Here is an 8,176-nt window from a genome sequence, read left to right on the forward strand (position 1 = left end):
CGCGTCCAAAGCGTGACGCAAAGCGTCACAAGAGGCGTTCCCACGCGGAGCATGGGAACGATCNTAAGGCTTAGCGCAGTGCCCGGCGCAACACCTTGCCCACCGTCGTCTTGGGCAACTCCTGCGTACGAAACTCGACAAACCGCGGCACCTTGTACCCCGTCAAATACTCCCGGCAATGCGCCAGAATCTGCTCCTGGGTCAAACTTGGGTCCTTGCGCACCACGATGATTTTGACCCGCTCGCCGGTCACCCCATCCTCAACCCCGATCGCCGCCACTTCCGCCACGCCGGGATGCAACGCCACCACGTCTTCGATTTCGTTGGGGTACACGTTGAACCCGGACACCAGGATCATGTCTTTCTTGCGGTCCACCAGGCGGATGAAGCCCTGCTCATTCATCACCCCGATGTCCCCGGTAGACAGCCACCCTTCGGCATCCAGCACCTCGGCGGTTTCCGCCGGGCGTTTCCAGTAACCCTGCATCACCTGCGGGCCGCGTACTTGCAGTTCGCCCTGCTCGCCCAGTTCCGCCAACTCACCGTCCTCACGAATGAACCGCACCCAGGTCGACGGCAACGGCACGCCGATACTGCCGGTGAATTCCATCTCGCGCATGCGTGAGATGTCGATGGGGCTGATGCTCACCACCGGCGAACATTCAGTGAGGCCGTAGCCTTCGATGATCGGCAAGCCGGTGACTTCCTTCCAGCGCTTGGCCACAGCGGTATGGGTGGCCATGCCGCCGGCGATCACCATGCGCAAATCGGAAAAATCCCGGGCGCAGAACTCCTTGTTTTCCAGCAGGCCGTTGAACAGCGTATTCACCCCGGCAATCCCGTTGAAACGCTCCTTGCGCAGGATCATCTGCACCCGCTTCACATCCCGTGGGTTGGCGATCAGGATGTTGCGCCCGCCCAGGCACATGAACATCAGGCAGTTCACCGTCAGGGAAAAGATGTGGTACAGCGGTAGCAGGGTGACGTTGGTTTCCTGCTGGTTCTGATCGAGCTGATCACCGACCCACGCCTTGGCCTGCAACAGGTTGGCGATGATGTTGCGGTGGCTGAGCATGACGCCCTTGGCATCGCCGGTAGTGCCGCCGGTGTATTGCAGGAAGGCCAGGTCTTCGCGGTTCATCGGCACGGCGAGATGGGTTTGCCCGCGTCCCTGTTTCAACACCTGGTTGAAACGCACGGCCCCCGGCAGGTTGAAACGCGGCACCTGCTTCTGCACGCTGCGCAGGATGAAGTTCATCGCCGCGCCCTTGAAGGTGCCGAGCAGGTCACCGATGGCCGCAACCACCACACGTTTGACGGTACTGGCGGCCACCACCTTCTCCAGGGTGTGGGCGAAGTTTTCGAAGATCACCAGGGTCTCTGCGCCACTGTCCTTGAGCAAATGCTGAAGCTCCCGGGCGGTGTACAGCGGGTTGACGTTGACCACCACCGCACCCGCGAGGATCGTGCCCAGCAGGCAGATCGGGTACTGCAAGCAGTTGGGCATCATCAGCGCCACCCGGTCGCCCTTCTTCACACCCTGGGCTTGCAGCCACGCAGCAAAGGCGATGCCCTGCACCTCCCAGTCGGCGTAGGTCATTTCGGTACCGATGCTGACGTAGGCCACGCGGTCGCGGAATTTGTGCAGGTGCTCCAGGAATACCTCGCGCAACGACGGGTAGTCCTCGATGCCCGCATCGATGTCTGCCGGTACGCCGGGCAGGTAAGCGTTCAACCAGAGGCGTTCGGTCTGTTCCAGGCTTACAGCGTTCATGGCAGTCTCCTTGTTGTTTTTATGGTGGGAACTACTTTTCGACGATAGCGGTAATGCCCAACCCGCCCGCCGCGCAGATCGAAATCAGGCCGCGGCCGCCGCCACGCTGGTGGATCGCCTTGGCCAGTGCCGCGAGTTGCCGGCCACCGGTGGCGGCGAAGGGGTGGCCGCAGCCGAGGGAGCCGCCGTTGACGTTCATCTTGCTGCGGTCGATGCTGCCCAGCGGCGCGTCGAGGCCCAGGCGGTCGCGGCAGTAATCCGGGTCTTCCCAGGCCTTGAGGGTGCACAGCACCTGAGCGGCGAAGGCTTCGTGGATCTCGAACAGATCGAAGTCGGCGAACGTCAGGCCTTCGCGCTTGAGCATGCGTGGCACGGCGTAGGCCGGGGCCATCAGCAGGCCTTCGGTGCCGTCGACGAAATTCACCGCAGCTGTTTCACCGGTTCGCAGGTACGCCAATACGGGCAAGCCGCGCTCGGCGGCCCATTCCTCGCTGGCCAGCAGCACCACCGACGCGCCGTCAGTCAGGGGCGTGGAGTTGCCGGCGGTGAGCGTGCCGTTCTGGCGGTCGTAGGCCGGGGACAAGCCGGCAAGTTTCTCCAGGCTGGCGTCGGCCCGCAGGTTGTTGTCCCGGGCCAGGCCGCGATACGGGCTGATCAAATCATCGAAGAAACCCTGCTTGTACGCCGCATCCAGCCGCTGGTGGCTGGTGAGGGTCAACTCGTCCTGGGCCAGGCGCTTGATCTGCCAGCGCTTGGCCATTTCCTCGCAGTGTTCACCCATGGACAAGCCGGTGCGCGGCTCGCCATTGCGCGGCAGCAGCGGCTTGAAGAACATCGACGGGCGCACACCCATCAAGGCCTTCAACCTGGCGCCAGTGCCCTTGGCGCGATTGGCTGAAAGCAAGGTGCGGCGCAGGGACTCGTTGATGCCGATGGGCGCGTCGGAGGTGGTGTCGGAACCACCGGCAACGCCCACTTCGATCTGCCCAAGGGCGATCTTGTTCGCCACCAGCAACGCCGCTTCCAGGCCGGTGCCGCAGGCTTGTTGCAGGTCGTAGGCCGGGGTTTCGGGAGACAGTGTGGTAGACAGCAGGCTTTCCCGGGCCAGGTTGAAATCCCGGGAGTGCTTGATCACCGCACCCGCGGCAAACTCGCCCAGGCGCAGGCCGTGAAGGTTGTAGCGGTCCACCAGGCCTTGCAGGGCGGCGACCAGCAGATCCTGGTTGCTGTCATGGGCGTACACGGTGTTGGAGCGGGCGAACGGGATACGGTTGCCGCCGATAATCGCCACGCGGCGCGTCGGGGCCGGGTTGAAACTGTAGTCACTCATCGATCGGTCTCATTCCAGATAAACAGCCCACGCATATGGGGTTTGTCACCGGCGAAATTACGCACTTCAAACTCACGGCGCGGGCCGGTTGGCGGAACGTTCCACAGCGCCACCTGGCCGGGCAGGAAGATCGGCAGCTTGAAGTCGCAATGGGCCTCGGCCTGGTCCAGTCCGCCGGGGGGTTGCTGGGCGGCCAAGGCGCGGCCAAGGGTCCACATGCCGTGGGCGATGGCCCGACGAAAACCGAACAATCGGGCGCCGATCACCGAGGTATGAATGGGGTTGAAATCCCCCGAGACCCTGGCGAAACGCCGCCCCAGATCCGCCGGCAGCATCCAGCGTTGAGTGCGCAGCAAACCTTCTTCCTGCAACGGCAACGCGTCGTCCCACGGTTCGCCGACCGGCGCGTTTACGCCACGCCGCAGGTACAGGCTGTCGCTCTCCCACACCAGGGTGCCCGCACTGTAGGCACGGGTGGCGATGCTCAAGGCCTGGCCCTTGGGATGGGCGACCCAGCGTTCGCAATACACCTCCAGGCGCAAGGCCTGGCCCGCCTCCAGCCGTCGATGCTGGCGGATGCGATTGGCCAAATGCACCATGCCGCTGGCCGGGTACGGGAAACTCGGCCGGGTCAGCAGCATCAGGTGCAAGGGGAACGCCAGCACATGGGGATAGGACAGCGGCACGCCTTGCTCATGGCGGAAACCACAGGCCCGACCGTAAGCCGCGATCCCTTGGGCAGACAGCTCGACGGCCGAACGCACCAGGCGTTCTTTCGGCAACGTCGGCTCGCCTTCCAGCTTCGGTTTGCGCAGCCCCAATACCCCGTCCAGCAACAGCCGCGAGCGCGAGGGCGGCGGGTCAATAATCTGCGTCACATAGTCCATGCTCAGGCTCCCAACAGGCTTTGGCCGCAGACCCGCACCACCTGGCCATTGACCCCGCCGGATGCCGGATGCGCCAGCCAGGCGATGGTTTCTGCCACGTCGATGGGTTGCCCGCCCTGGGACATCGAGTTCATCCGCCGCCCCGCTTCGCGAATCATCAGCGGGATCTTCGCGGTCATCTGGGTTTCGATAAAGCCCGGTGCCACGGCATTCACCGTCACTTGCTGCGCCGCCGCCTGCGGGGCCAGGCCTTGTACCAGGCCGATCACCCCGGCCTTGGAGGTGGCGTAGTTGCTTTGCCCGAGGTTGCCGGCGATACCGGAAATCGATGAGACACACACGATCCGCCCGCCCGGATTCAGGCCCTGGCTTTCCAGCAGCGCCGTGCTCAGATGCAACGGTGCTTCCAGGTTGACCGCCAGTACGCTGCGCCACGCGGTCTCAGTCATCTTGGCGATGGTCTTGTCGCGGGTAATCCCGGCGTTGTGCACCACCACGTCGAATGCACCGTGTTGGCTGACATGGGCGTGCAACTGCTGCGCGGCATCGGTGGCGGTGATGTCCAGCGCCAGTGCGGTGCCTGCGACACTGCCGGCCGCCTGCTGCAGCGAATCCTGGGCCTGGGGCACATCCACGCAGACCACATGGGCTCCATCGCGGGCCAGCACCTGGGCGATTGCCAGGCCGATGCCACGGGAGGCGCCGGTGACCAGGGCACGGCGGCCTCCGAGGGGTTTGTCCCAGTTGATTTCGGTTGGGCTATCGACGGGTTTTTCGAGGCGCACCACCTGCCCCGAGACATAGGCCGAGCGCCGCGACAGGAAGAACCGCAGGCTGCTTTCCAGCCCGTCTTCGGCACCCGGTGCGACGTAGATCAACTGCACCGTGATCGCCCGGCGCAACTCCTTGGCCAACGAACGCACCAGGCCCTCAAGGGCACGCTGGGCAATGGCCTGGGGCAGGTCCTTGCACAACTCCGGCGCGGTGCCGAGCACCACCACCCGGGCGTGCTGCCCAAGGCGCCTGGCGTTGGCGTGGAAGAATTCGTAGAGCTCGTCCAACTGCTTGAGGTCGGCAATGTCGCTGGCGTCGAACACGGCGCCCTGGACCTTGACCGTGGAGGGTGCCTTGAGGGTCGCAGCGGTGGCGGTCACTGTATCGGTGGCGGTGAAGATGCGCTGGATTTGCGCCCCCAGGCGCCCTACCCCCGCGACGATTACCGGGTTGGCCAGGCCTTGCTGGCCGCTGCGGTGACGTTGCAATGCCAGGGGTTGGGGCAGCCCGGCAGTGCGGGCCAGCCAGGCTCCCCAGGGGGAATTGACGAAAGAAAGGTAGCTGTCACTCATGGATAAACTCACTCACAAACACGGTGTTGCCATGGAAACCCGATCCTTGTAGGAGCTGGCTTGCCTGCGATTGCGGTGTGTCAGCCAATGCAACTGGCACTGAACCAACGCTATCGCAGGCAAGCCAGCTCCTACAGGGGTCGTGTTCCTCCAGTTCCAGTCAGTTGACCGGCGCGTTTTCGCCTTGGTTGGCGCGGCGTCTTGCGCTCGGTTTGGCGGCCTGTTCCAGCGCCTGCTGGCGCTGTTGCAAGGCTTCCAGCAAACCGAAGTCCTGCGGGAAGTCGTCCACCTGGATCGCGTGATCGCCATACTCCACATAGCGCGCGAGCAAGCTGTCGTCTTCCTCGCTGATCAGGTCCAGCGCCCGCGCCTTGACTCGCCACGGAGTAAACGCCGCACTGGAAATCGGCATTGGCTCGATCAGGCCTTGCTTGATCGCCCCCTTGAGCCGCGCCTCGATCAGCTCCACTTGCGGCAACAGGCGCAAGGCCAGCTCGCCGTAAGCCAGCTTGTCGATTTCCGGCCGAGGAATGTAGGAATTGCCCAGCAAGCGGTCGCGGGTTTCCCCCGGCACCTGCACCAGCTCCGCCACTTGCGCCAACAGGCGATCCGACGGTTTGCGCTGTGGAATACCGAACGGGAACGTCAAGCCACGCACCACCGCCGCCGCGGCTTTCGACGGGTAGTTGTCGAGCACTTCGGCCAGGGCCTCATGGGCGCGCAGCAACGCGTCCTGGGCCGCCCAATGCACCAGCGGCAAATCTGCCTGTGGCCGGCCATCATCCTCAAAACGCTTGAGCACGCAGGACAGGATGTACAGCTGGGACAGAATGTCCCCCAGCCGCCCGGTGATGCTTTCCTTGCGCTTGAGGGCACCGCCCAGCACGCCCATGGAAATGTCCGAGATCAACGCCAACACCACCGACAGCCGATTGGCCTGGCGGTAGTAGGACGCCAACGCCGGATCGGTCTTGCCCGGCACGGAAATCAACCGCCCGCCCGTCAGCGAATACACTGCGGCACGCACGGTATTGGCCAGCACGAAGCTCAGGTGACCGAACATTGCGCTGTCGAAATCCACCAGGGCCTTGCGCCGGTCCGTGTTGCGCGCCGCTTCCATCTCGCGGAACACATACGGATGGCAGCGGATCAGGCCCTGGCCGTAGATGATCAGGCAGCGGGTCATGATGTTCGCGCCTTCCACCGTGATGGCGATGGGGCTTTGCTGGTAGGCCCGGGCGAGGAAGTTGTTGGGCCCCATGCAGATGCCCTTGCCGGCCACGATGTCCATGCCGTCGTTGACGATGATGCGTGCCCGCTCGGTAACGTGATACTTGGCAATGGCCGAGATCACCGAGGGTTTTTCACCGGCATCCAGTGACGCTACCGAGACTTTGCGCACCGCGTCGCAGGCATACAGATGCCCGGCCATGCGCGCCAGGGGCGCCTGCACGCCTTCGAACTTGCCGATGGGCAGGCCGAATTGCTTGCGCATCGCCGCATAAGCGGTGGTGCCGCGCACAGCCACCTTGCCCAGGCCGACGTTGGCCGACGGCAGGGAAATCGCCCGGCCAGCCGCCAGGCATTCCATCAGCATGCGCCAGCCGTTGCCGACTTGCTCGCGGCCGCCGATCACCCATTCCAGCGGGATAAACACATCCTTGCCGGTGGTCGGGCCATTCTGGAATACGGCATTGAGTGGCCAGTGACGCCGGCCGCTGTTCACCCCCGGACGGGTGGTGGGGATCAACGCGCAGGTGATGCCCAGGGAACCCGGCTGGCCGAGCAGACCGTCCGGGTCTTCGGCGCGGAAGGCCAGGCCGAGCACGGTGGCGATTGGGCCGAGGGTGATGTAGCGCTTGTCCCAGGTCACACGGAAACCCAGCACTTCCTCACCTTCGTGCATGCCCTTGCAGACGATGCCCAGGTCTGGAATCGCGCCGGCGTCGGAGCCGGCATACGGGCTGGTCAGGGCGAAGCACGGGATGTCTTCGCCCCGTGCCAGGCGTGGCAGGTAGTAGTTGCGCTGGGCGTCGGTGCCGTAGTGCAGCAGCAGTTCGGCCGGGCCCAGGGAGTTGGGCACCATCACTGAAATCGCCGCCGCCGAGCAGCGGGTCGAGAGCTTCATCACCACTTGCGAATGCGCATAGTGGGAGAAGCCTTTGCCGCCGTACTGCTTGGGAATGATCATGCCGAGGAAGCCGGCATCCTTGGTGTACTGCCAGCCTTTGGGGGACATGTCTTGCCAGACCTGGGTGGTTTCCCAGTCGTTGGACATGTCGCACAGGGTCTCCACTTCGTTGTCGAGGAAAGCCTGTTCTTCAGCGCTGAGGCTGGCCGGTGCGGCTTGCAGCAGGCGTTCCCAGCGCGGTTTGCCGCTGAACAGCTCGGCGTCCCACCACACGGTGCCGGACTCGATGGCAGCACGCTCGGTGTCGGACATCGCCGGCATGATGCCGCGAAAAAGGCCCAGGGCCTTGCTGGTCAACAGGGTGCGGCGCAGGGGTTTGATCGTCAGCAGCAGCGCTGGCAACACCACCAGCACCGCCACCACGCCGGCGCCGAAACCGGCGACTGCGTTGAACAGGTAACCGGCCGCCAGCCAGACCAGGCCGGCACCCAGCCAGAGCGTGGCGGCAGCTTGTCGATACGCGAGGGCGATCGCTGCTGCGAGTCCCGCCAATAACCAGATAACCATGGGGATACCTCTACTCAATTCAGGGTACGGCAAACGCCCGGGCAGATCGGAATGACCTGTGACGTAAAGCCACACTACAAACTTGAAAAGATAAATTCAAATTTTGTTTTGAAATTTTTATTTAATGCTTGGGCGAAAAAA

5 protein-coding genes are annotated in these 8,176 nt (G+C 63.9%); all 5 read right to left on the bottom strand.

Translation table 11 applies throughout. From position 1 onward, the window contains the following. Window positions 1-70: 70 nt before the first annotated feature. Window positions 71-1,774, bottom strand: a complete 1,704-nt coding sequence (locus JV201_RS16695; RefSeq protein ID WP_219405741.1) for an AMP-binding protein — start codon at window positions 1,772-1,774, stop codon at window positions 71-73. Between the two features lie 31 nt (window positions 1,775-1,805). Next, window positions 1,806-3,104, bottom strand: coding sequence for an acetyl-CoA C-acetyltransferase (locus tag JV201_RS16700; protein WP_102369297.1), 1,299 nt, complete (start codon window positions 3,102-3,104; stop codon window positions 1,806-1,808). Beyond that, window positions 3,101-3,991: a MaoC/PaaZ C-terminal domain-containing protein gene (locus JV201_RS16705; RefSeq protein ID WP_219405742.1), complete on the bottom strand. Its 891-nt coding sequence runs from the start codon at window positions 3,989-3,991 to the stop codon at window positions 3,101-3,103. The genes JV201_RS16700 and JV201_RS16705 overlap by 4 nt, the downstream gene beginning before the upstream one ends. 2 nt (window positions 3,992-3,993) lie before the next feature. Continuing rightward, window positions 3,994-5,337 (bottom strand): 3-oxoacyl-ACP reductase, encoded by a 1,344-nt coding sequence (locus JV201_RS16710; RefSeq protein ID WP_177028331.1) that lies wholly within the window; start codon window positions 5,335-5,337, stop codon window positions 3,994-3,996. Window positions 5,338-5,497: 160 nt separating this feature from the next. Continuing rightward, window positions 5,498-8,035 (bottom strand): acyl-CoA dehydrogenase, encoded by a 2,538-nt coding sequence (locus JV201_RS16715; RefSeq protein ID WP_219405743.1) that lies wholly within the window; start codon window positions 8,033-8,035, stop codon window positions 5,498-5,500. Window positions 8,036-8,176: the final 141 nt, after the last annotated feature.

It is taken from the genome of Pseudomonas sp. Colony2 (assembly GCF_019382755.1).
Lineage (GTDB): Bacteria > Pseudomonadota > Gammaproteobacteria > Pseudomonadales > Pseudomonadaceae > Aquipseudomonas.